Source organism: Rhodococcus sp. MurmanLake-1, from assembly GCF_056945715.1.
The window spans coordinates 1,262,085-1,284,972 of the sequence record NZ_JBWZNF010000001.1 but is presented as its reverse complement, the minus strand read 5'-3'; the positions used below and the strand labels follow the sequence as shown (position 1 = coordinate 1,284,972).

Sequence of the window (22,888 nt, the reverse complement as noted above, 5' to 3'; positions counted from 1 at the left end):
TGGACGGCTGTCCTGTTTCGCTCTGGACGAAGAGAAAAATGCGCCCAGTCCTTGAGGGTTGGCACTCTCACGTATAGAGTGCCAATTGGCGCTGATCGAGTTCCGGCACCCGCGACGACGGGACTGCAGTGACGCGCCGTAAACGGCATACCCAAACAGCTGTCCGAGGATCGCCTCGGACGCACATACCCCAAAGTGGAGGGCTCATCGTGGCGAGCGTCAACATCAAGCCGCTCGAGGACAAGATCCTCGTCCAGGCCAACGAGGCTGAAACGACGACGGCTTCCGGCCTGGTCATTCCTGACACAGCCAAGGAAAAGCCCCAGGAGGGCACCGTCGTTGCAGTCGGCGAAGGCCGCGTCAACGAGCAGGGCAACCGCATCCCGGTCGACGTCAAGGAGGGTGACACGGTCATCTACTCCAAGTACGGCGGAACCGAGATCAAGTACGCCGGCCAGGAATACCTGATCCTGTCGGCACGCGACGTGCTGGCTGTCGTCTCCAAGTAAGACACACGTGATCCGCCCCGGAGTCCACACAGGATCCCGGGGCGGAATGCGTTCACGCCCCGAAGATTCAGGAGCTGACAGAACAGATGTCCAAGCAAATTGCGTTCAACGAGACCGCACGCCGCGCTCTCGAAGCCGGAGTCGACAAGCTAGCCGACGCCGTCAAGGTGACCTTGGGCCCGCGTGGACGCCACGTCGTGCTCGCCAAGGCATTCGGCGGCCCCACCGTCACCAACGACGGTGTGAGCATCGCTCGTGAGATCGAGCTCGAAGATCCCTTCGAGAACCTCGGCGCGCAGCTCGTCAAGAGCGTCGCCACCAAGACCAACGATGTTGCCGGCGACGGCACCACGACCGCGACCGTTCTGGCCCAGGCCATCGTCCGCGGCGGACTCAAGAACATCGCAGCGGGCGCGAACCCGATGGCGCTCGGCGTCGGCATCAACGCCGCAGCCGACAAGGTCGTCGAGGAACTGCTCGCCGCGGCCACCCCGGTCGAGGGCGAGAAGTCGATCGCCCAGGTCGCCACCGTCTCCTCGCGTGACGAAGAGATCGGCAAGCTCGTCGGCGAGGCACTTACCCGTGTCGGAACCGACGGCGTCGTGACGGTCGAGGAATCCTCCACCGTTGCAACCGAACTCGTTGTCACCGAAGGCGTTCAGTTCGACAAGGGCTACCTCTCGCCCTACTTCGTCACCGACATCGATGCGCAGAAGGCCGTCTACGAAGACGCGTTGATCCTGCTCTTCCGCGAGAAGATCAGCTCACTTCCCGACTTCCTGCCGCTGCTCGAGAAGGTTGCCGAATCTGGCAAGCCGCTCTTGATCATCGCCGAGGACGTCGAGGGTGAAGTTCTCTCCACCCTGGTGGTCAACTCCATCCGCAAGACCATCAAGGCCGTCGCCGTCAAGGCGCCGTTCTTCGGTGATCGTCGCAAGGCATTCCTCGACGACCTCGCAGTCGTCACGGCAGGCACCGTCATCAACACCGACGTCGGCCTCTCCCTGAAGGAAGCCGGCCTCGACCTGCTCGGCAGCGCTCGCCGCGTTGTCGTCACCAAGGACGAGACGGTCATCGTCGACGGTGCCGGCACCGCTGACGACATCGCGACCCGCGTCGCGCAGTTGCGTCGCGAGATCGAGAACACCGATTCGGATTGGGACCGCGAGAAGCTCGAAGAGCGTCTGGCGAAGCTGTCCGGCGGCGTGGCCGTCATCAAGGTCGGCGCAGCCACCGAAACCGATCTCAAGGAACGCAAGTTCCGCGTCGAGGATGCGGTCAACGCAGCCAAGGCAGCAGTTGCCGAGGGCATCGTCCCCGGTGGCGGATCGGCTCTCGTTCAGGCCGGTACGGCTCTGATCGGGAACCTCGGCCTGTCGGGTGACGAGGCCACCGGCGTTGCCGTGGTCCGTGAAGCCCTCAACGCTCCGTTGTTCTGGATCTCCAGCAACGCAGGCATCGACGGATCCGTCGTTGTCAGCAAGGTCGCCGAGATGACCAAGGGCGAAGGCTTCAACGCTGCCACCCTCACCTACGGCAACCTGCTTGCCGACGGCGTCGTCGACCCGGTCAAGGTCACTCGCTCGGCAGTGGTCAACGCCGCTTCCGTCGCGCGCATGATCCTCACGACCGAGAGCGCTGTCGTCGAGAAGCCGACCGAGGCAGTTGCCGACACCGGACACGGTCACAGCCACTAGCTCGCTGCTCGTAGTTTCGACAAAGAAGAGATCCCCCACCGGATTCCGGTGGGGGATCTCTTCTTTCGTCTGGCGATCAGATGAGCGGGATCGTTGCGAACGGCTCGCTGGTGGGCTGCTGCGATCCGCCGGGCGGTTCGACCGTGAACGCCAACTTCGTGTTCGGGCCGATGCCGTCGAGCACCACCTGGGTAGTGGGTTTGACGTCGCTCGGAGCCATCGTCCCCATCGGGATCATCGTGGTGTCGTCGGTGTCGCCCGGCACCAGCCACATCTGGTAGACGGTATCCGGACTCGGGGGAGTCACATCGTTCATCACGAGGACTGCGGCGTCTTCGGAGGGCGAGAACAGCGTCGTGGCACTACCGCCGCCCGGGATGTCACGCGTCGTGGCATGAACGTCGGGTGCTGCCATGATTTCGGATGCGGGGTTCTGCGGCGGCGTGTTGTCGGACAGCGTGCGTCCGATTCCGATGCCGCCGACCAGGATTGCGACTGCGGCGGCCGCCGCAAGAGCCATGGTCCACGGGCGTCGACGGTTACGACGCTCGGCCAGCGAAACCGGGGCGTTGGGAGCCGCGGTCTGTTCTGCGATCGAGGCGAGGACGCTGCTGCGCAGTGACGGCGGGGGCTCGACGGCGTCGACGACGGTCATCGCGGCCATGGTTTCGGAGGTGAGTCGGACCTGGGCGTCGAATTCGGCGCGGGTCGCGGAGTCCGAAGCGGCAAGTCGTCTGTCGACCTCACGGCGCTCGTCGAGGTCCAACGCATCGATCGCGTAGGCGTACGCGTAGTCGATCAGCTCTTCGTCCATCTCACATCACCCCCAAACATCCACGTAGGCGCAGTAGTCCGTCGCGAATTCGCGACTTGATCGTGGGAATCGCCACGCCGAGATCTTCGGCCACCTCGCGGTACGTTCGGCCGCCGTAATAGGCGAGAGTCACCGATTGGCGCTGAGTGTCCGTCAGCGTTTCGAGACAGTCGGTGACAGCACGATGCTCGTCTCTTCGTGTCACTTCGTCGCTGACGACGTCGAACTCGGGAGTGGCATTGGTGGTGTCGTAGAGAGCCTGTCGATCCGAACTCGACTGTTCGGAGCGCACGCGATCCACCGCGCGGCGGTGGGCAAGCGTCAGAAGCCAGGAGAGTGCGGACCCCTTGGCAGGATCGAAGCTGTCGGCCGATTTCCAGGCTTGGAGGTAGACCTCTTGGACCGCTTCCTCGGAGAAGCCTGGATCACGGAGTACACGGAGAACCATGCCGTAGACACGGGAGCTGGTTCGGTCGTAGAACTCGGCAAAGGCGCTCTGGTCGCCACCGGCCACGTTCGCGAGGATCACTGCCAGCTCGCGTGATTCCACGATTCGCGCGGTGCGGGCCGCAGAATTGTCCGTCGGGCATGCGTCGGCCGCATCCGACGCATGGTCTGGCTCGCTCACGAAGAGTTGTCTCGCTTCATCGCGTACAACCGTAGCGTGCATGTCCGGTTCTTTTCTCTCGGCCCGCCGTTGGCCGCCGTGCGCCTTTATTAACCGCGGGGGGTTAATAAAGGCGCACAGCAGGTGGGGACTACTGCGGCATCAGCACCGAATCGATGAGGTAGACGGTGGCGTTTGCGGTCTTGACTCCACCGCAGACGACAGTTGCGTCGTTGACCTTGATGTTGTCACCGGATCCGGTGACGGTGACCGTTCCGCCCTCGGCGGTGGGGTGCGTTCCGTCGATCGCGTCAGGAGCGATCTGGCCGGGAACCACGTGGTAGGTGAGGATCTTGGTCAGCGTGGCGCTGTCCGTCTTGAGGCTGTCGATCGTCGCGGGGTCGATCTTGGCGAATGCCGAGTCGATCGGCGCGAAGACGGTGAACTCGCCGCCGTTGAGAGTGTCGACCAGATTGACGTCCGGGTTGAGCTGGCCGGAGACTGCCGCGGTCAAGGTGGTGAGCAACGGATTGTTGGATGCCGCTGTGGCAACCGGATCCTGGGCCATTCCGCTGACCGATCCGGCGCCGCTCGGCACTGCGGCTGCATAGTCGGCACAACCGGCACCGACCAGATCAGAAGCAGGCTCCGCCATCGCGCTGCTGGGAGACATGCTCGATCCCATGGCAGAAGACGTCATGGCGGCGCTGGACGTGTCGGTCGACGAATCGTTGTCGTCGGAGGAGCAACCGACGACGCCGAAGACGGCGAAAGAGGCTGCTGCGGTGACTGCCAGAACTCGAGTAGAGGTGTTCATGGGTCTGCCTTCCTGAAGGGATGTGCTGAGGTGCACTGTCAGAAGGCATTCGGAGTCGGTTGTCGACAGGATGGGTCGGAGTCGGAAATTCTTTTCAGGAGCTGATGTAAACAAGCAAAAGCCCCCGAAAACTCTCGGGGGCCTTGTGCACTCGACCTACGTGTATCAGGAAGCTATGCGGGTGGTGCGACGGTGGCGCGCATGTAGTTCACGTTCGGTTTCCGACATTCCTCCCCAGATGCCGTACGGCTCGGCGACGGTCAGCGCGTGGCTGCGGCACTGCATCAGTACCGGGCACTGACGGCACATCTCTTTTGCGCGGGTTTCGCGCTGGGCACGTGCTCTACCGCGTTCGCCATCGGGATGGAAGAACATGGAGGAGTCGACTCCGCGGCACAGACCGTGCATCTGCCAGTCCCAGATGTCTGCGTTGGGGCCTGGAAGGTGATTCGGTGCAGGCATGTTGACTCCTTACTGCAAGCTCGCGTTGATCAACGAGCGGACCAAGTTGCCCGGAGGTTATCCGGGCCTTCTGAATCGTTCACGCTTGCTAACCGTAAGGGTGCTGAGTAAATCGCGTCAATAGGCTCGTTCAGTGGCGATCGGCATATATCGAAATGCGAGAGTTAACGAAGTATATATTTACATTTCGGGTCTCTCATGCGTTGTGCTGCGCCGATGTTGAAATCGGGTCGATCGAGGTGGTGGCAGGCAAGCCTGGCTGCTCGAGATGCGAAACCCACAGATCAGGGATATGTTTGCTGCTGATCGCCCGGCGAAAACACTCAGCCCGTCGGCTCGGTTTGCGTCATTTGTCCGATATTGCGCGGGCAGGGTCGTACTCCATTTCGGGACTTAGTGCCCAAGTTTCAACTAGGACATCTGTCCAATAAGTAGTGCGCAGTTAACGTCACGGATATATGCCCGTTAAATATCATTACGAGTACATTCGGCAAATCTCAGTTGAATATCTGATTAACTCCGACAAACTTGCCTTTTCGTCTTCCCGTGCGGCAAACGGCATCGGTCAGGCGCTTGTCTGCTGGCGCTGCTGCGATGATCTACCTGTGTCGACACCTGAGCCCCCTGAATCGCCTTCGTTCACTGAGTCACCTGGCCGTCCCGGGACTCTCGAATCCGCCGCATTCGGTGCGGATCCGGACCTTGACCGTCTCCCGGCGCCGTGCTCTACCCGGGATTGGTGGACAACGGCAGTAATTCTGGGTGGTCAGGGGCACTACGCGAGGGCGCGGGCAGCATTGGATGTCCTCGATCGGCTCACGACGGGGTCCTCGACGCACTCGGATCGAGTTCTTGCCTCTCTGTCCGCCAGTACGAGGGCGTCGTTTCTTCGCCAGAGTGGACGTCATGCACTCGCGTCGACGTGGGACGGGCGCGCACTGGCGATCGTCGGCGGTCTGCCAGTCGATCCAGAGGCTGCCTGTGACGCTCTGACCGGTCTGGCCGCGGACGCCCTCGGCTGTGGCCGGCTTCCGCTCGGCTGGCGCCTGCTGGCGGAATGTCGGACCCGTCTGGGCGGCGAGGGCGGGCTGTGGCGGCAGGAAATTCGGATCGAATGGGTCTCGGCGGAACTGGCTCTGGCAGGAGGTGACTTCGCGCGCGCCCGCAGACACGCAGAACGCGCCGTCGAATTGTCGGGGAAATCGGAGTCCGTCCGGCACCGCGTGAAGTCGGATCTACTGCGCAGCGCCGCGCTGACCGGAACAGACCCGAGCTCGGCGGTGGAGTCGGCAGCGGAAGTGCTGGCGCGGTGTCAGCAATACGGCCTGCTGCCCCTGGCCTGGGCGTCGTCGCTGCTGATCGAGGGCGTGAGCGGCGGGAGGGCCTCGCCGAGTGCCCGTGAGATCGGCGATCTGATTGCGATGCGCGGTGGATCACTCCTACCTTTGTCGTAATCGATCCACCCGAAGTCTCTCGCGAACGATTCCCACAGGGCTGTTTCGATATCGCGACTGCTGGGCGGGCATGCGGAGACCAGCCGGTCCGGATGGTTACTCTTAGAGGGTTCCGCTGAGAGCGGGAGCACACCCGCTCGGGAGGTGCCACTGTAACGCCAGGATTTTCGCTGACGATGACAAATACGAGCGATGAGTTGGACACCGCGGTCGCCGCTGCTGCGCAGGGCGACCGTACAGCTCTAGCTTTGGTTCTGGAGAACATCCGACCGATGGTGGTGCGCTACTGCCGCGGTCGAGTGGGTGCGGCCGAGCGGGGACACCTGTCCGCTGACGACGTCGCGCAGGAAGTGTGTCTGGCCGTGATGACCGCGCTGCCGCGTTATCAAGACCAGGGACGCCCGTTCATGGCCTTTGTGTACGGAATTGCCGCGCACAAGGTTGCGGACGCACATAGAAGTTCCGCCCGTAACAAGTCGGAGCCCGTTTCCGAAGTACCGGATGTAATAGCACTGGATGATGGTCCCGAACAGCGAGCACTCGATTCGGAGTCCAGCAGACAGATGCATGAACTTCTCGGCACACTTCCGGAGAAGCATCGAGAAATCTTGATACTTCGCCTGGTGGTCGGGATGTCGGCCGAGGAAACGGCCGTCGCCGTCGGTAGTACCGCCGGAGCTGTACGAGTCGCTCAGCACAGGGCGATCGCGAAACTGAAAAAAGAAGTAACGAAAGCAGGTGAGAGCTTTGGCTAGAGACGAGGGGCGTGACGCTTCGAATCTCGGTGATCTCGCCGACGACGGTACGCCAGTGGACTTGGCTGCGGTTCGGCGTGACGATGCGCTGATCGAGTCCATTTCGAGTGGCGGGCCGGTAGCAACCGATAGCACCGAACAGTACGAACTTGCGTTGATTCTCTCGCAATGGCGTGACGATGTCGTTGCGACTCCGATGCCCGAGGGTCCTTTGTTGGACGATGTCATCGCTGCAATCACAGCGACGCCGTCCGGCTTCTCCGATCGTCAGCGTTCACGTTCCCGTTCCCGATTGCGTGTGGTCCGCCCGATCGCCGCCGCAGCAGCTGTTGCAGCAGTGGTCTTCGGTGGTGCCACAGCGATGGCGTACGACGCCCAGCCCGGCGATGCCCTCTGGGGCGTCAAGCAGGTCGTCTTCGCCGACGAGGCCAACTCGACGGTCGCGAAGATCGACACGACATCCGAGCTGGAAAAGGCCGAGCGTCTGTTGGCCGCCGGGGACATTCCCGCGGCAAAGATGGTGCTGGACAACGCAGCTCACCGTGCCGATGCGGTCAAGGACTCGCAGGACAAGACGGATCTCGTCGAGCGTTGGGGCAAGTTGATGACGCAGGTCCAGGAGACCACGTCACCCGCAGTACCGCCGTTGACGTCCGATCAGCAATCCTCGCTTGCCACCTCTCCCACGGCGATTCCGGGGACTTCAGTCAATCCGGCCAACCCTCAGTTGTCTGGCGGCGTGACCACAACGACAACGCCCGACCCTGGAATCATGCAAGCGCCTGGTCCAAGCGCGGCGTCGTCTACACCGTCATCGTCGCCCACGACGACTACCACGACCACGACGACCACCACGACAACGACGTCACTGGCCCCGGCCTCGTCGCCGTCGGGTGATTCTTCTTCACCCCCACCCTGAGGTTCCCGCTCTGATCGCATCGTTGCGGTCCAAGTTCATACGAAAGTGGCCGACAAGCAATTGCTTGTCGGCCACTTTCGTATGAACCTGGTGGGGTTTCGCTCAGCTGTCGAAACCGTCGCCGTGCATCGCCTCGTTCATCGACGCGTCGGCGTATCCACGGCAGTAGTCCCACGTGACATATGCCTCAGGCATCGGGTCGTAGGCAGGCTCGTGGGGGCGGACGGTTCCGTCCACGAGGAGCTGCAGCAGGTTTGCGCGCAGCATGTCCCAGTCGTGGTAGTGATCTTGTTGGCAGTCTTCGCAGCACACTACGAGACCGCGGATGCCGCGGTGAGCGAGGAGTGCCTCGTAGACGGCGAGGTCAGCGAGATCCTCCTCGACCGCCTGGCGTTCGTGGGGGTCGAGTGGTTGACCCGGCTCGATGGCATCGAGAGCCGCGGAGGGGTCAGCTGGGTCGCCGGCGAAGGGATCTGGCGGCAGACCGGGGGGCAGTTGATCACGCACAGCACCACGGTACGCAGGTCAGGGGGGTCAGCGCCACTTGTTACGCGTACCCGCAGCGTGGGTGGGATGGTTCGGACCTTTGAGTGAGCCGATACCATGGTGTGCAACGCCGGGAAAAGGTGCCAGGAATTTCTTTCCGTGCAGGCGCCTTCTATCCGATATCCAGCTTTCGTAATCCGTTTCGAGGCGGCTGCTACAGCGGTCGCCCTGGGCGAATCTAGGTCCATGGAGGGTCCTGACCGCATGAGTAGTTCTGCAGGACATGTACACACCGGAGGAGACGACCCCAACAAGGTCGCAATGCTGGGACTGACTTACGACGACGTGCTGCTGTTGCCTGCTGCGTCCGACGTCATCCCGAGCCAGGTCGACACGTCCAGTCAACTGACCCGCGACATCCGTCTGCGGATTCCGTTGGTCAGTTCTGCGATGGACACCGTCACCGAGTCGCGCATGGCAATTGCGATGGCACGCGCCGGCGGCATGGGTGTTCTGCACCGCAACTCGTCCGTCGAGGTTCAGGCAGGACAGGTCGAGACCGTCAAGCGCTCCGAGGCCGGCATGGTGACCGATCCCGTCACGTGTAAGCCGACCGACACGATGGGTGAGGTCGACGCGAAGTGCGCTCGCTTCCGCATCTCGGGTCTGCCGGTCACCGACGACGCCGGCCAGCTGGTCGGCATCGTCACGAACCGTGACATGCGTTTCGAGGTCGACCAGAATCGTCCGGTCGTCGAGATCATGACCAAGATGCCGCTGATCACCGCTCAGGAAGGCGTCACCGCAGACGTGGCACTGGGCCTTCTTCGTCGGCACAAGATCGAGAAGCTGCCGATCGTCGACGGCAACGGCAAGCTCACCGGCCTGATCACGGTCAAGGACTTCGTCAAGACCGAGCAGCATCCGGACGCTACCAAGGACCGTGACGGTCGACTGCTCGTCGGCGCTGCAGTCGGTGCAGGCGACGACGCCTTCCAGCGTGCGATGGCGCTCACCGATGCCGGTGTGGACGTACTCGTGGTTGACAGTGCGCACGGTCATTCGTCCAACGTTCTCGACATGATCGCCAAGCTCAAGCGTGAACTGGGTGAGCGGGTTCAGATCATCGGTGGCAACGTCGCTACGCGCGCGGGTGCTCTGGCACTGGTCGAAGCTGGTGTCGATGCCGTCAAGGTCGGAGTCGGCCCTGGTTCCATCTGCACCACCCGCGTCATCGCCGGCGTCGGTGCCCCTCAGGTCACGGCCATCCTGGAAGCGGTTGCCGCGTGCAAGCCTCTGGGTGTGCCCGTCATCGCTGACGGTGGACTCCAGTTCTCCGGTGACATCGCGAAGGCTCTTGCCGCGGGTGCCTCGACGGCCATGCTGGGTTCGCTCCTGGCCGGTACCGCTGAATCGCCCGGCGAACTGATCCTGGTCGGCGGCAAGCAGTTCAAGAGCTACCGCGGTATGGGTTCGCTCGGCGCGATGCAATCGCGTGGCGAGGCCAAGTCGTACTCCAAGGACCGGTACTTCCAGGACGATGTACTTTCCGAGGACAAGTTGGTTCCGGAAGGCATCGAAGGACGTGTTCCGTTCCGTGGCCCGCTTTCCCAGGTGACGCACCAGCTCACCGGTGGTCTGCGCGCTGCCATGGGTTACACGGGGTCGGCGACGATCGAGCACCTGCAGAACGCTCAGTTCGTCCAGATCACGGCGGCCGGTTTGAAGGAAAGCCATCCGCACGACATCACGATGACTGTCGAAGCACCCAACTACACCGCTCGTTAGCAACCAGTACACGAGAAAGGGGCGCGCGTGCGCGACCTCGTTGAGATCGGCATGGGTCGAACGGCCCGACGTACCTACGAGTTGGACGATGTGAACATCGTTCCCTCCCGGCGAACCCGTTCGTCGAAGGAGGTGTCGACTGCTTGGCAGCTCGACGCTTACAGGTTCGACATCCCAGTCCTCGCACATCCCACCGACGCGTTGGTCTCGCCGACCTTCGCGATCGAGCTGGGTAAGCGCGGCGGCCTCGGTGTCATCAACGGTGAAGGCCTGTGGGGCCGTCACCCCGATGTCGAGGAGAAGCTCCGGCGTCTCGTCGAGATCGCCGAGAAGGACGGTGGCGTCGACGCAGCCATCCGCTACTTGCAGGAGCTGCACGCGGCACCGCTGCAGGCGGGTCTTCTGGCTGCTGCGGTGGCGCAGGTCCGTGATTCGGGGGTCACCACTGCCGTTCGGGTCAGTCCGCAGAATGCGCGCGCACTGACGCCCGAGCTGATCAAGGCCGGAATCGACCTGCTGGTCGTCCACGGGACGATCATCTCGGCCGAGCACGTCGTGCACACCGAGCAGGAACCGCTGAACCTCAAGACGTTCATCTCGGAACTCGACGTTCCGGTTGTCGCTGGTGGGGTCAGTGACCACCGCACCGCGCTGCACCTGATGCGTACCGGCGCTGCCGGTGTCATCGTCGGGTACGGCTCCACCGAGGGTGCAACCACCACCGGTGAGGTCCTGGGTATCGGCGTTCCGATGGCCACGGCCATTGCCGACGCTGCAGCAGCCAGGCGCGACTACCTCGACGAGACGGGTGGACGCTACGTCCACGTCATCGCCGACGGTGACATCGCAACTTCGGGTGATCTGGCGAAGGCCATCGCCTGCGGTGCCGACGCTGCCGTTCTGGGCACGCCGCTGGCCGTGTCCGCCGAGGCGCCGGGTGGCGGCTGGTACTGGCCGTCCGCTGCGGCTCATCCTTCGGTTCCGCGTGGAGCGCTTCTTCCGGTTTCCTACGGCGAGCGTCCGAGCCTGGATCAGGTCCTGAGCGGTCCTTCGGACGATCCGTACGGTTCTCTGAACTTCGTCGGCGGTCTTCGTCGGTCGATGGCCAAGGCCGGGTACTCCGACCTCAAGGAGTTCCAGAAGGTCGGGCTGACGGTCCGCGCGTAGTTTGTACCTTTCTGTGGCCCCGGTTCTTCGTGAACCGGGGCCACAGTTCGTTGTGCAGGACTTTCTTCCGTTCCTGATACTTGCGGTTACGCTTATGGGGCCCCTTGTGGTGGTAGTCACAAGGGATAGGTGCATACTGGCGGGTAACTACGGTTCACGGTGGAGGTGTCCTGATGGGCAAGCAACGGGCAACGGACTACGACGTACTGATCGTCGGATCCGGGTTCGGCGGAAGCGTGAGCGCGCTTCGTCTCGTGGAGAAGGGCTACAAGGTCGGCGTCATCGAAGCCGGCCGACGGTATGCCGACGAAGATTTCGCGAAGACCAGCTGGGATCTCAAGAAGTTCCTCTGGGCTCCGAAGCTGGGTTGCTTCGGCATTCAGCGCGTGCATCTGCTGCGCGACTGCCTCATCCTTGCGGGCGCAGGCGTCGGCGGGGGGTCGTTGAACTACGCCAATACGCTCTACCAGCCGCCGGAGCCGTTCTTCCAGGACAAGCAGTGGGCGCACATCACCGACTGGCGAAGTGAGCTCACCCCGTACTACGAGCAGGCTCAGAAGATGCTCGGCGTCGTGCAGAACCCGCACATGACGCCCGCTGACGAGATCATGAAGTCGGTCGCCGACGACATGGGCGTCGGCGACACGTTCATCCAGACCCCTGTCGGCGTCTACTTCGGTGAGCCGGGCAAGAAGGCGAAGGACCCGTACTTCGGTGGCGTCGGACCCGAGCGCACCGGTTGCATCGAGTGTGGCGAGTGCATGACGGGTTGCCGTCACGGAGCGAAGAACACTCTCCTCAAGAACTACCTGGGCCTTGCCGAGACAGCCGGCGCCGAGATCATTCCGATGACAACCGTGTCCGGACTTCGTGAGGCTCGCGACGGTTCGTGGGATGTGTTCACCGAGCGAACCGGTGCATTCGGGCGAAAGAACCGCCGCACCTACACGGCTGCGAACGTGATTCTCGCGGCCGGAACGTGGGGCACTCAGCATCTGCTCTTCGACATGAAGGACACCGGCGCTCTGCCCAAGCTCTCCGACAAGCTCGGCGAGCTGACTCGAACAAACTCCGAATCCATCGTCGGCGCAGGAAAGTACAAGGTCGATCCTGCACTCGACCTGACCCGCGGAGTGGCGATCACGTCGTCGTTCCACCCGAGTAGTGACACCCACATCGAGCCGGTCCGCTACGGCAAGGGTTCCAACGCGATGGGACTGCTGCAGACCTTGATGACGGATGGCGGTGGCTCGACACCGCGGTGGATCAAGTTCCTCGGTGTGGTCGCGAAGAACCCGTACCAGATGCTGCGCATGCTGACTGTCAAGGACTGGAGCGAGCGCACGATCATTGCGTTGGTCATGCAGAACCTCGACAACTCGATCACCACGTACACGAAGAAGGGCCTGTTCGGTCGACGCAAGGTCACCAGCAAGCAGGGCCACGGTCAGCCGAACCCGACGTGGATTCCCGAGGGCAACGAGGCGACGCGTCGAGTTGCCGCGAAGATCGACGGCGTCGCAGGCGGCACATGGGGCGAGATCTTCAACGTTCCTTTGACCGCGCACTTCCTGGGTGGTTGCGCAATCGCGTCGGATTCCGATCACGGCGTCATCGATCCGTACCACCGCGTGTACGGCTACCCGACGCTCAGCGTCGTCGACGGCGCAGCGGTCTCGGCCAATCTCGGCGTGAATCCGTCGCTGACCATCGCCGCTCAGGCCGAGCGATCGGCCTCGCTGTGGCCGAACAAGGGAGAGACCGACCTGCGTCCCGCCCAGGGCAGCGGCTACGAACGCTTGGCTCCGATTGCACCCAAGTCGCCCGTGGTGCCGGCGTCGGCTCCAGCCGCGCTGGTTCTGCCGATCGTGAAGATCACCGGCGGCAAGACGGCTACAGCCGTTCCGGCGGAGCCTGCTGCCGGATAGTTCACCGCGAACCGAAAAGGGGCGTGTCGTCGAGGATTCGACGGCACGCCCCTTTTGCAGTTTCAGATCGTCAGCCCACCTTCTCAGCCGCCCAGCGACCCGAAGAGGGTGCCGAGGTCGAGGCTGCCGGTTCCGCCACCGGGTCCGCCGTCGGTATCACCGGGGACGGTCAGGGTCTGCGGCGCGGAGGCCGAGGACGTGTAGCCCGAAGCACCCACGAATTCGGCAGTGACACTGTAGGTCCCCGAGTTGTAGAACGTGGCCGGTACCGTTGCGACACCGTTGACCACGTCGACCGGTCCACCGATGAGGGTGTCACCGACCTTGAACTGGACCTTGCCCGTGGCCCCGGCCGGATCGACCGTTGCCTTGAGTGTCACCGGGGTGTTCTTCTGGACAGTTCCGACCGCGTCGAGAACCGTGGACGTCTCGACGTCAGCGGGAGCCGGAGTCGTGACACTGACCGGGAATGCCGGGGCAGCGGACGGCGCGAATCCTGGTGAACCCGTGAACTTCGCGACAACCTTGTGCGTTCCTGTCGAGGTGAAGGTGTACGGAGCGATGGCAACTCCGTCTGTTCCGACCGTGGCAGTCAGCGTTTCGGTGCCGTCGACGATGAAGTCGACGGTGCCGCCGGTGCCCTGCGGATCGACCTTGGCGGTGAGGTTGACGTCCTGACCGACCTTCGCGGTAGACGGCGAAACCGTTGCGGTAGTGGTCACGGCGTCAGGCGGCGCATCGGTCGTGACGGTCACGATCTTGGCCGACGCCGACGTCGACGCCAGGAATCCGGGTGCACCGCTGTAGCTCGCGGTGATGGAGTGCGGTCCGTCCTCGGTGAAGGTCGGGGAGATGCTTGCCGACCCTCCGGTGACCGGCACCGCGTCCCCGAGGGGGTTGTCGCCGTCGAAGAACTGGACGGTTCCACCGTTTGCGCCGCCGCTCACGTTGGCCGACAGAGTGACAGGAGTTCCGTTCTTGGCGTTGGCCGGTCCGACGACTGTGGTGGTGGTCGCCTTGTCCGCCTCGATGATCCGTGTCGTGGCGAGGGGGCCTGCGCCGCTGTTGAGAGGACCGTTCTCAGCGTCACGAGGGGTGCACCGCGTAGGCGCCCAAGCGGTGATGACCAGGGTGGCCTTGGGGAGGAATGTGAGGAAGTTGCGATCGTTGTTCCATGCTCCTGCGCTACCGCCGGTGCGTACCTTCATCGCGACGTCCCCTGAATCGCCGGCCTTGAGAATGGCCTTGACCTGGGGGAGTTGGAACTGGGTGTAGCCGTCGGCATTGTTGGAGCCGTCGACGTTCTTGCCGGTCGCCTTGACGACGATGCCGCCCTCGGAGTTGATGCTCGAGCTGGGGCTGTTGCCGATGACCTGGTTGTTTCCGGAGAGACGCAGAATCGTTCCGTTGGGATCGACGTTGCCGTTCTCGTTGACACGCAGGATGTTCGGCGCGACACCGCTGAGCCCTGCCGAAGTTCCGGGAACGATGGTGGCTTCCACCAAGGTGGCGTTCGCGGGAACGTCGACGTCGACCTTGATGCGGGAGACGTTCTGGACGGTCGCCCCCGAAGCCGATCCGGGGAAGGCGATGGGACCGGGTTGGATGGTGACCTCGAAGGTCTCACCCGCTCCGACGCTCTCCGGTGCGTCGACGATGACCGAACCGGACTGGGACTGCGTGGTCGGACCGGCGACGGCGGACGGGGTTGCGAGGCAACTCGTTCCGAAAGTTGTTGTCACCGGGGCCGCTGACGCGGGGATTCCCGCGAGGATGACGCCACTGGCGAGTGCCGTGACGGCTATCGGCGCCGCGATGCGGCGTCTGGAATGCGCGAACATGGATTCTCCTGAGCTGGGTACGGGAGTGGTGTCCAAAGCTGATGTGGGGGACTAGCTTCCGAAGAGTGGGATGATGCCACTGAGTGAACCGGTGTCCACGCTTCCGGTGCCGCCGCCGTCGGTCGGCGCGGTGCCGACCTGTACGACCGTCGGGCCGGAGACGGAGTTCTTCCAGCCGGCGTCGCCGACGAAGTTGGCAGTGAGGCCGAACGTTCCCTCGTCGTCGAAGGTGTGCGTGAGCGTCGCGACGCCGTTGACGACGGCAACGGGTGCGCCGATGGGCGTCGTGCCGGACTTGAACTGGATCATTCCGTTTGCTGTTCCGGGTGCAACGGTGGCCTTGAGTTGCAATGTCTTTCCGACCTGAGCGGAGCCGCTGACAGTCAGGACTGTCGTGGTGTCCGCGCGGGCGGGCTCGGGATCGGTGACGTTCACCGTGAACGACGTGGACGTGGAGGCGATGAATCCGGTTCCGCCGGAGAACTCGGCAACCACGGCTGCGGCACCGGCTGATGCGAAGGTGTGTGGGAGGATCGCGACGCCGTCACCCGTGCCGACGGGTGCGGTACCGACCTCGGCGCCGTCGACCTTGAACGTCACGGTTCCGCTGCTCGGGATGGGGGAGACGGTGGCCGAGAGGTTGGTCGGTTCACCGACGACTGCTGTGAGCGGTTCGACAACGGTGGTGGTGGTTCCCCAGTCCGGGTCACTGACGTCGAGTTGGGTTGCGGTGGACACTGAATCGCCGTAGCCGGCCTCTCCGGTGAACACTGCGGTGAAGCTGTGCGTGCCGGAGGCGTCGTAGCTACGGGTCAGGGAAGCCGTTCCGTCGACCACGGCCACCGGTGCGCCGAGGTTGGTGTCGCCGTCCTTGAACTGCACCGTGCCCACGGCGTTCGCCGGTGTGACGACGGCGCTCACGGTGATGCTGTCACCGACCAATGCGGCGTTCGGAGCCGAGATCGTGGTGGTGGTGTCCGCGGAGACGTCGACGGTCTGGACTCCGGAGGTCGAGCTGTGGAATCCCGGACCGGCGTTGTACGCGGCTGTGATGTCGTGGGCGCCGACGCTGTCGAAGGTGTGGGAGAGGGTGGCGCTACCGCCCGAGACCGGGACGGGTGAGCCGATGTCGTTGCTGCCGTCCTTGAACTGGACGGTACCGCTCGCGTCGGACGGCGCAACCGTCGCGGTCAGGTCGACCGGCGTGCCGACCTTCGCCGTTGCCGGTGCAACCAGTGTGGTTCCGGTGGCGACAGACGGGTCGACGACCTGGACGTTGACGTTGATCGGGTTGAGGCCCTGCTGCGTGCTGAAGGCGTTGACGTCGAAGAGCATGCCGCTGTCGTACGTCCCGAACGCTGTGCCGACAGGGACCGTGTAGGTCGCTTCGAGCGTGACGGGTTGGTTCTTCTTGACGACGAATCCACCGACAAGGAAGGTGCAGCCGCTCGAGCACTTCGCTGAGACTCCGCCATCTGATTCGTTGCTGATCGTCGCCCGGTTGGTCACACCCAGGTAGGTGGCCTTGGCGCTGCCCGGCACGAGGACGAATCCTGCGGGCGGGATGTCACGGATCTTTGCGATCGACCGTTCGATGCCGCTTTCGTTGTGCTTGATCTCGGTCTTGTACGTGACGGTGTCACCCGGGTGAACTGCCGCGTTCCCGATGACACTCTTCGTGAAGATCAGATTGTCGGTCGTGCCGGTGAAGGTGGTCGGCGGGGCTTCGTCAGCAGTGGCCGGCGTGCCGAGGACTAGAAGTCCGGCGGCAGCCGTCACAGCCGCGACAGGTATGGCGAGTCGTCGTATGAATCGACGCACAGGTCCTCCTCGAGGTGAGCGCCGTTCGGCGGCGCCGGCCGTTTGCGATCGTGATCCTGATCACTTGACGGGCGAGATTACCTTTACTGGACGTTTGGTTCAGTCGAATCGGTCAAACGTCCAGAAAATTCACCCTCCGTCCATTTCGGGCTCTGGCCTGCGATGATGTCGCCGTTTTGATTGCCGAAGCTAAGGTGCTGGCGATTGGGGCATCGTTGACCTGGACGGTGGTCTAGTTCGCCCCGAGGTCGCCGCGCAGTCCGGAGGGTCGGCCTTTGTAGTGACGTACCTCGCGCTCACTCGGCCGAGGAGCGGGCTGAGTCCATGCATGCGCAGAAGCGCTGGCTGCGGCGATTAGACTGCACCTGTGGCAGATATCGAGCAGCAGAGACCAGTTCTTGTCGTCGACTTCGGAGCGCAGTACGCGCAGTTGATCGCACGGCGAGTTCGCGAAGCCAAGGTCTACTCGGAGGTGATTCCGCACACCACGACCGTCGAGGAGATCGTGGCCAAGAACCCCTTGGCTGTTGTGCTCTCGGGCGGGCCCTCGAGTGTCTACGCAGACGGTGCTCCCAAGCTCGATCCCGCACTTTTTGATCACGACATCCCGGTTTTCGGAATCTGCTACGGATTCCAGGCAATGGCAGGCGCCCTCGGCGGCACCGTTGCCGAGACCGGTACCCGCGAATACGGTCGTACCGACATCGCGGTATCCGGTGGGTTGCTGCACGACGGACTTCCCGCGACGCAGCCGGTGTGGATGAGCCACGGTGACGCCGTCACCGAAGCGCCGTCCGGCTTCGAGGTGACTGCGACCAGCGATGGCGCTCCCGTCGCAGCGTTCGAAGATCGCGCCCGCAAGCTCGCCGGCGTGCAGTACCACCCCGAGGTTCTGCATTCCCCGCACGGTCAGCAGGTTCTGAGCCGCTTCCTGCATGAGATCGCCGGTATTCCGGCAGCGTGGACGGCGTCCAACATCGCCGATGCGCTGATCGAGCAGGTTCGCGAGCAGGTCGGCGACGGACACGCCATCTGCGGTCTGTCCGGTGGTGTCGACTCGGCTGTCGCTGCGGCTTTGGTTCAGCGGGCAATCGGCGACCGGTTGACGTGTGTCTTCGTCGATCACGGTTTGATGCGAGCCGGTGAGCGCACGCAGGTCGAGCAGGACTTCGTCGCGGCAACCGGCGCTCGTCTGATCACGGTGGATGCCGCGGACACCTTCATCGGTGAGTTGGCTGGAGTCACCGATCCCGAGACCAAGCGCAAGATCATCGGACGCGAGTTCATCCGCAGCTTCGAAGGCGCAGTCAGTGATGTCCTGGGCGAGAACGCATCTCACGGTGCGACCGTCGACTTCCTCGTGCAGGGCACCCTGTACCCGGATGTCGTGGAGTCCGGCGGCGGCACGGGAACTGCAAACATCAAGAGCCATCACAATGTCGGCGGGCTGCCGGAAGACCTGCAGTTCAAGTTGGTCGAACCGCTGCGTCTGCTGTTCAAGGACGAGGTCCGTGCAGTGGGCCGCGAACTCGGTCTGCCGGAAGAGATCGTCGGACGCCAGCCGTTCCCCGGTCCCGGACTCGGTATCCGCATCATCGGTGAGGTCACCCGCGATCGCCTCGAGATCCTGCGTCATGCAGATTCCATTGCGCGCGAAGAGCTTACGTCTGCAGGCTTGGACGGAACGATTTGGCAGTGCCCGGTGGTTCTCCTCGCCGACGTCCGCAGCGTGGGCGTGCAGGGTGACGGCCGGACGTACGGTCATCCGATCGTGCTGCGTCCGGTCTCGAGTGAAGACGCGATGACCGCAGACTGGACGCGTCTGCCGTACGAGACCCTCGAGCGCATCTCGACTCGAATCACCAACGAGGTTGCGGACGTGAACCGCGTAGTCCTCGACGTGACGAGCAAGCCGCCGGGAACTATTGAGTGGGAGTAAAAAACAACTGTGCGCCTTTATTAACCCCCCGCGGTTAATAAAGGCGCACAGTAGTTTTACTTGCGGTTGCGCCGATTCGGCAGAATCACCAGCAGTAGTCCTGCCACGACGGCGGCACCGACGAACAGCCAACGGAATTGAATGTTCGCTGCCGGCGCCAGAGAGAACGGCCCGACCAACGCCCACACGCTGACCAGTAGTGCGGCCAGTCCTGCGATCAGCAGAAGTGCTGAGGGGCGCTTGGATTCTCGGGTCTCGTCCTGGTCTGTCGTCTCGTCGTACTCGCTCATGATTGCGTCACCTTCAGGCTGCCGAACGTGGCTTTGGCGTTGATGGTCAGGGTGGGAGAGTCCGGTGTCACATCACGGCCCGGGTGTATTCCGCCGTCGAGGCAACCTGATCCGTCACCCATGACGACGGTGCAGCTGTTCTTGACGTTGACGGTTGGTGGCACCATGACGGTGAACTCGCCGAACGACGCCGCGACGTCGATGGTCTTGTCCTCGGTGAACTTGACCCCGTTGAGGTCGAGAGTGAAGCTTCCGAAGGCTCCTGAATACGACGGCTCCAACTCGGAAGCTGTTGCCGGAGTCCATCTTTGCTCACCCGAGGCGTCGAACTCGATCGGGTAGACCAACGAGGCGAGAAGCACGAAACCCACGAGTGGTCCGGTGACGACCAGCAGGCCGTACCCCTTGCGGAAGAATGCCCCGAGGATCAGGCCGAGTGCGATGACGGCGAGTCCGACAGCACCGACTCGGCCGGGAGTGAACCACTCGTTGCCGGTTGCGGCGCCCGCTGCCCCGGTGACTGCGGCGACGATGATTGCGAGTCCGAGGACCGTCAGCGTCCAACGCGAGCGACGCTTACGTGGCGGCAACGGGAGCAGCGGTGTGGCCTTGGCTGCCGGATCCGGAAGATCCCAGGCGAACGGAGCGACACCGAGCGGATCCCAGGACGGCGGCGTGATGGCGGCCTCACCGATCACCTCGGTCGGATTGGTGCTGACCGAAGCGCTCGGGTCCTTCGACAGGTTGATCGTCGGATGAGCGGCCTGAGATTGTGGTGACTGCTGCGGATGGTCGGCCGGTCGTTCCTCGGGCACATAGCTGTCGGGGAGTTTGGTGTACGGCGTGTACACGGGAGGCTGATTGGGCGCGAAGTATCCGGGGGTGAACGGCCCAGGCGTGAATCCGGTGCCTGGATACGCGGTACCTGCGCCGACATAAGGCGACGTGTTCTGCGGCAGTGCGGGCGGGATGGGCGCTCGTTGGTAGAGCAGCCACAGGCCACCGACCATCAGGATCAGCCCGATCAGTCCGGAACCACCCAGACCGACGCCGACGGGGCCGACAGTCGTAGCCGCGATGGCGAGGGCCACCAGCAAGACGATGGTCTTGGTACTGGAATCGGAACTGTGTCCGCGGCCCATCAACGACTGCGCGGGGGACGATCCGTCACCGGCACGAGCAAGTACCAACCAGCCGGCGAGGTAGAGAAGGATGCCTGAGCCACCGAAAATGGTGGACGCGACAAACGCCACGCGTACGAGAACGGGGTCGATGCCGTACCGGTATCCGATTCCGGCGCATACCCCAGCCACGTGACCTTGTGCCGGCAGACGCACGGGGCGGGTCCGCCACAGATCCTGGATCTGTTCTTGGAAAGTCGGATTGTTCATGAATCAATCCTGGCTTCCGAGGCAGCCTCCGCGCATCAGGGCCAACCCTGATCTTTGTGGTGATCGCGGGTGAGGGTGGCGGACTGATTCAGGGTTGGACCCTGATGTGTGTCCGCGTGGTTCGTGCCAGTATCGACTATGTGCAATATCTGTCAGATCCGCCGTTCGTGAGCGGTCCCGCTCCCGGGTTTGCGGGAGGCCCGCCCGTCAACGGGGTACCGGTGCATCCCGTACCCATGAAGAAGGGCGTGCCCATTCCGGGTGCCGTGCCACTGCGAAAGCTGGAGCGGCGCTCCGGCGGTCGCATCGTCGCCGGAGTTGCGGGCGGGATCGCCGATCATCTCGGTATCGACGTCCTGAAAGTGCGCGTCGCCTTCACGATTCTTGCGGCGATGGCCGGATCCGGCATCGTCATTTACGGCGCCTTGTGGATCTTCACCTCCGCCGGCACGGACACGCAGAAGCCGTCCGCGGCCGAGCGGCAGCGGGCGTACGGCTTGATCGCACTCGGATTGGGCGGCGCAGCCGCGTTGTCCTGGTTGTTCAGCGGCACGGCGGGTTCGGTGCTCGCGCCGTTCTTCGTCGTCGCGATCGGTGCCGCCTTGGTGTGGCGCGAGTTCGACTCCGACGGTCCCCGTACTGTCATCGGCTTGCCGCAGCGGCCTACCGTTCTGACGTGGGCGCGGGTGGTCGGGGGAGCCACCTTGATCATCTTGGGTCTTGGCGTTGTCGTCCTTGCTCAGGTCGACCTCGAAGCACTGCGCTCGTCTCTCTTGGCTGTGGTCGTGACGCTGATCGGTGTCGGTTTGTTGACGGTGCCGCTGTGGCTGCGGATGTGGCGTGCTCTCGGCGCCGAGCGTGCGGCCCGAATTCGCAACGACGAACGTGAAGAGATTGCGTCGCATCTACACGACTCCGTCCTTCAGACGTTGGCTCTGATTCAGAAGCAGTCCGACAACCCACAAGAGGTGGCGCGCCTGGCCCGCGGTCAGGAACGCGAGCTGCGCAAGTGGTTGTTCAGCGGCGGCGACATCGACCACACGAGCCTGACGGAAGGCCTGAAGATCATCGCCGGTGAAGTGGAAGACCAGCACGGTGTCACGGTCCGTCCCGTCACTGTCGGCGACGTACAACTCGAAGGCGAAGGCGTCGAGAACGGCCTGCCCAAGGAAGCGTTCACCGCGCTCCTCGGTGCGACGCGTGAAGCTCTCGTGAACTCGGCAAAGCACTCGGGGGAGAAGGAAATCAATCTGTTCGCCGAGGTCGAGGGTGATCAGGTCAGTGTGTTCGTTCGTGATCGCGGCGTCGGATTCGACGTCGACGCGGTGCCGGAAGATCGCCAGGGGCTGGCCAAGTCGATTCGTGGTCGAATCGAGCGGCGCGGTGGCCGCGTCGTGGTTCGATCCGACATCGGAAAGGGCACCGAAATCCGCGTGCACATGCCGCTCGGTGACTCTGCTCTAAAGTGGGACCAGACTGCTGACCGTGTCGACAACCCCGAGGAACAGCCCCAGTGACTTCGCTTGCGCCGCCCCCGTACCGCGTATTTCTTGTCGACGATCATGCAGTGTTCCGCTCCGGGGTGAGGGCCGAGCTCTCGCGCGAGACGGATATGGATGTCGTCGGTGAGGCCGGCGGCGTGGCGGAGGCAATCGCCGGTATCAACTCGACGAAGCCGCATGTCGTTCTGCTCGATGTCCACATGCCCGACGGTGGTGGAGTGGCAGTTCTGCGCGGAATCGATTCCGGCCCGGTGTGCCTGGCGCTCAGCGTTTCCGATGCCGCCGAAGACGTGATCGCGGTGATCCGCGGCGGTGCGCGCGGGTATGTGACCAAGACGATCTCGGGATCCGAACTTGCCGAGGGCATACGACGCGTTGCCGGTGGTGACGCGGTGTTCGGGCCGCGCCTGGCAGGTTTCGTGTTGGACTCCTTCACCGGACGCTCCAATGCACCCGAGCCACAACTCGATCCGGAACTCGATTCTCTTACTCCGCGGGAACTCGAAGTGCTCAGATTGCTGGCACGTGGGTACACCTACCGTGAAATTGCCGAGGACCTGGTGATTTCCGTGAAGACCGTCGAGACTCACGCATCGAACGTTCTGCGAAAGACTCAGCAGTCCAATCGCAATGCGCTGACACGTTGGGCACATCGCCGACAGATCGACTGAATTTCCGCGCACCCTTTCGCGATTGCGAGT

General features: G+C 63.4%; 20 protein-coding genes. 11 read left to right on the top strand and 9 right to left on the bottom strand.

The window, feature by feature from the left end; translation table 11 throughout:
* The first annotated feature begins 209 nt into the window (after positions 1-209).
* On the top strand, positions 210-509 hold the full coding sequence (gene groES / locus AC2ETI_RS05925) for a co-chaperone GroES (protein ID WP_003940763.1): 300 nt from the start codon (positions 210-212) through the stop codon (positions 507-509).
* A gap of 86 nt (positions 510-595) precedes the next feature.
* Positions 596-2,206 carry a chaperonin GroEL gene (gene groL / locus AC2ETI_RS05920; protein ID WP_019747583.1) on the top strand — a complete coding sequence of 537 codons (1,611 nt, stop codon included), beginning with the start codon at positions 596-598 and terminating at the stop codon, positions 2,204-2,206.
* 76 nt (positions 2,207-2,282) lie between these two features.
* Here groL and AC2ETI_RS05915 read toward each other — a convergent pair whose 3' ends face one another.
* From AC2ETI_RS05915 to AC2ETI_RS05900, 4 genes are all read right to left on the bottom strand, one after another.
* A complete protein-coding gene (locus AC2ETI_RS05915) occupies positions 2,283-3,020 on the bottom strand; it encodes an anti-sigma factor (RefSeq protein WP_019747584.1) in 738 nt (245 codons plus the stop codon).
* Position 3,021: 1 nt separating this feature from the next.
* Positions 3,022-3,690 carry a sigma-70 family RNA polymerase sigma factor gene (locus AC2ETI_RS05910; protein WP_019747585.1) on the bottom strand — a complete coding sequence of 223 codons (669 nt, stop codon included), beginning with the start codon at positions 3,688-3,690 and terminating at the stop codon, positions 3,022-3,024.
* Positions 3,691-3,778: 88 nt separating this feature from the next.
* Positions 3,779-4,444 carry a fasciclin domain-containing protein gene (locus tag AC2ETI_RS05905; protein ID WP_007728616.1) on the bottom strand — a complete coding sequence of 222 codons (666 nt, stop codon included), beginning with the start codon at positions 4,442-4,444 and terminating at the stop codon, positions 3,779-3,781.
* A 165-nt stretch (positions 4,445-4,609) separates the two neighbouring features.
* Positions 4,610-4,906 (bottom strand): WhiB family transcriptional regulator, encoded by a 297-nt coding sequence (locus tag AC2ETI_RS05900; protein ID WP_003940939.1) that lies wholly within the window; start codon positions 4,904-4,906, stop codon positions 4,610-4,612.
* 755 nt (positions 4,907-5,661) lie between these two features.
* Between AC2ETI_RS05900 and AC2ETI_RS05895 the strand changes: the two genes are divergently transcribed.
* From AC2ETI_RS05895 to AC2ETI_RS05885, 3 genes are all read left to right on the top strand, one after another.
* Positions 5,662-6,360, top strand: coding sequence for a hypothetical protein (locus AC2ETI_RS05895; protein ID WP_483633671.1), 699 nt, complete (start codon positions 5,662-5,664; stop codon positions 6,358-6,360).
* A 176-nt stretch (positions 6,361-6,536) separates the two neighbouring features.
* Entirely contained in the window at positions 6,537-7,115 is a 579-nt protein-coding gene (locus AC2ETI_RS05890; protein ID WP_003940953.1) for a sigma-70 family RNA polymerase sigma factor, read from the top strand.
* A complete protein-coding gene (locus tag AC2ETI_RS05885) occupies positions 7,099-8,034 on the top strand; it encodes an anti-sigma-D factor RsdA (RefSeq protein ID WP_223257858.1) in 936 nt (311 codons plus the stop codon). Before AC2ETI_RS05890 ends, AC2ETI_RS05885 begins: the two co-directional genes overlap by 17 nt.
* 102 nt (positions 8,035-8,136) lie before the next feature.
* On the opposite strand, the gene AC2ETI_RS05880 is transcribed toward AC2ETI_RS05885, so the two are convergent.
* Positions 8,137-8,541: a DUF5319 domain-containing protein gene (locus AC2ETI_RS05880; RefSeq protein WP_003940777.1), complete on the bottom strand. Its 405-nt coding sequence runs from the start codon at positions 8,539-8,541 to the stop codon at positions 8,137-8,139.
* A 243-nt stretch (positions 8,542-8,784) separates the two neighbouring features.
* Between AC2ETI_RS05880 and guaB the strand changes: the two genes are divergently transcribed.
* The 3 genes from guaB (at position 8,785) to AC2ETI_RS05865 (ending at position 13,403) form a co-directional block, all read left to right on the top strand.
* Complete coding sequence (gene guaB / locus AC2ETI_RS05875; protein ID WP_020723641.1) at positions 8,785-10,308, top strand: IMP dehydrogenase; 1,524 nt, start codon at positions 8,785-8,787, stop codon at positions 10,306-10,308.
* Between the two features lie 27 nt (positions 10,309-10,335).
* Positions 10,336-11,475, top strand: a complete 1,140-nt coding sequence (locus AC2ETI_RS05870; protein ID WP_003940976.1) for a GuaB3 family IMP dehydrogenase-related protein — start codon at positions 10,336-10,338, stop codon at positions 11,473-11,475.
* A 173-nt stretch (positions 11,476-11,648) separates the two neighbouring features.
* A complete protein-coding gene (locus AC2ETI_RS05865) occupies positions 11,649-13,403 on the top strand; it encodes a GMC oxidoreductase (protein ID WP_020906934.1) in 1,755 nt (584 codons plus the stop codon).
* 83 nt (positions 13,404-13,486) lie between these two features.
* On the opposite strand, the gene AC2ETI_RS05860 is transcribed toward AC2ETI_RS05865, so the two are convergent.
* Together AC2ETI_RS05860 and AC2ETI_RS05855 are read right to left on the bottom strand one after the other, a co-directional pair.
* Entirely contained in the window at positions 13,487-15,244 is a 1,758-nt protein-coding gene (locus AC2ETI_RS05860) for an Ig-like domain-containing protein (protein WP_172933411.1), read from the bottom strand.
* A gap of 51 nt (positions 15,245-15,295) precedes the next feature.
* Positions 15,296-17,065, bottom strand: a complete 1,770-nt coding sequence (locus AC2ETI_RS05855; protein ID WP_428690536.1) for an Ig-like domain-containing protein — start codon at positions 17,063-17,065, stop codon at positions 15,296-15,298.
* 367 nt (positions 17,066-17,432) lie between these two features.
* On the opposite strand from AC2ETI_RS05855, the gene guaA reads away from it, so the two are divergent.
* A complete protein-coding gene (gene guaA / locus AC2ETI_RS05850) occupies positions 17,433-19,004 on the top strand; it encodes a glutamine-hydrolyzing GMP synthase (RefSeq protein WP_019747593.1) in 1,572 nt (523 codons plus the stop codon).
* A gap of 56 nt (positions 19,005-19,060) precedes the next feature.
* Here the strand turns inward: guaA and AC2ETI_RS05845 are convergent, their stop codons facing one another.
* The gene (locus tag AC2ETI_RS05845) at positions 19,061-19,294 is read right to left on the bottom strand and encodes a hypothetical protein (protein ID WP_020906937.1); all 234 of its coding nucleotides are present in this window, start codon (positions 19,292-19,294) and stop codon (positions 19,061-19,063) included.
* Positions 19,291-20,685 (bottom strand): PspC domain-containing protein, encoded by a 1,395-nt coding sequence (locus tag AC2ETI_RS05840; protein WP_069145833.1) that lies wholly within the window; start codon positions 20,683-20,685, stop codon positions 19,291-19,293. Before AC2ETI_RS05840 ends, AC2ETI_RS05845 begins: the two co-directional genes overlap by 4 nt.
* Before the next feature lie 236 nt (positions 20,686-20,921).
* Here AC2ETI_RS05840 and AC2ETI_RS05835 point away from each other — a divergent pair, with 236 nt between their 5' ends.
* Positions 20,922-22,202, top strand: a complete 1,281-nt coding sequence (locus AC2ETI_RS05835) for an ATP-binding protein (RefSeq protein ID WP_037134353.1) — start codon at positions 20,922-20,924, stop codon at positions 22,200-22,202.
* Entirely contained in the window at positions 22,199-22,858 is a 660-nt protein-coding gene (locus AC2ETI_RS05830; protein ID WP_483633651.1) for a response regulator, read from the top strand. The genes AC2ETI_RS05835 and AC2ETI_RS05830 overlap by 4 nt, the downstream gene beginning before the upstream one ends.
* The last annotated feature ends 30 nt before the right edge of the window (positions 22,859-22,888 follow it).

What these genes read in the sequence shown, in the direction of transcription:
- groL (WP_019747583.1), top strand. Translation starts at nt 596, where the DNA reads ATGTCCAAGCAAATTGCGTTCAACGAGACCGCACGCCGCGCTCTCGAA.
- AC2ETI_RS05915 (WP_019747584.1), bottom strand. Translation starts at nt 3,020, where the DNA reads ATGGACGAAGAGCTGATCGACTACGCGTACGCCTACGCGATCGATGCG.
- AC2ETI_RS05910 (WP_019747585.1), bottom strand. Translation starts at nt 3,690, where the DNA reads ATGCACGCTACGGTTGTACGCGATGAAGCGAGACAACTCTTCGTGAGC.
- AC2ETI_RS05905 (WP_007728616.1), bottom strand. Translation starts at nt 4,444, where the DNA reads ATGAACACCTCTACTCGAGTTCTGGCAGTCACCGCAGCAGCCTCTTTC.
- AC2ETI_RS05900 (WP_003940939.1), bottom strand. Translation starts at nt 4,906, where the DNA reads ATGCCTGCACCGAATCACCTTCCAGGCCCCAACGCAGACATCTGGGAC.
- AC2ETI_RS05890 (WP_003940953.1), top strand. Translation starts at nt 6,537, where the DNA reads ATGACAAATACGAGCGATGAGTTGGACACCGCGGTCGCCGCTGCTGCG.
- guaB (WP_020723641.1), top strand. Translation starts at nt 8,785, where the DNA reads ATGAGTAGTTCTGCAGGACATGTACACACCGGAGGAGACGACCCCAAC.
- AC2ETI_RS05865 (WP_020906934.1), top strand. Translation starts at nt 11,649, where the DNA reads ATGGGCAAGCAACGGGCAACGGACTACGACGTACTGATCGTCGGATCC.
- AC2ETI_RS05860 (WP_172933411.1), bottom strand. Translation starts at nt 15,244, where the DNA reads ATGTTCGCGCATTCCAGACGCCGCATCGCGGCGCCGATAGCCGTCACG.
- AC2ETI_RS05845 (WP_020906937.1), bottom strand. Translation starts at nt 19,294, where the DNA reads ATGAGCGAGTACGACGAGACGACAGACCAGGACGAGACCCGAGAATCC.
- AC2ETI_RS05840 (WP_069145833.1), bottom strand. Translation starts at nt 20,685, where the DNA reads ATGAACAATCCGACTTTCCAAGAACAGATCCAGGATCTGTGGCGGACC.
- AC2ETI_RS05835 (WP_037134353.1), top strand. Translation starts at nt 20,922, where the DNA reads ATGAAGAAGGGCGTGCCCATTCCGGGTGCCGTGCCACTGCGAAAGCTG.